This window comes from Pseudomonas typographi (assembly GCF_014694385.1).
GTDB classification, from domain to species: Bacteria; Pseudomonadota; Gammaproteobacteria; order Pseudomonadales; family Pseudomonadaceae; genus Aquipseudomonas; species Aquipseudomonas typographi.
In genome coordinates, this window is sequence record NZ_JAAOCA010000182.1 from 1 (window position 1) to 255 (window position 255).

General features: G+C 64.3%; 1 protein-coding gene. It reads right to left on the reverse strand.

The window, feature by feature from the left end:
* A partial coding sequence (locus HAQ05_RS28310) for a hypothetical protein (protein ID WP_190427768.1) occupies window positions 1–255 on the reverse strand: 255 nt, incomplete at both ends.

Here is a 255-nt window from a genome sequence, read left to right on the forward strand (position 1 = left end):
GGCCGATGTATTCCGCGGCATCGGCCTCGGCGGTGGCGTCCATGGTGTAGAAATATTCGTAGGTGCCGCCATTGAGCCCATGCAGCGGGTTGCTGGGGATCAGAACGATGCTTTCCAGCGAAGACTGCACCGCGCACGCCTCTGGCACCGGCGGGCCATCGATGTTTACCGTGATGCTTGCCTCACCCGAGCGCGCCAGCGGTCCGATGGAGGCCACGCTCATGGTGTAGCTGCCGGAAGGCAGGCCAGCCAAGG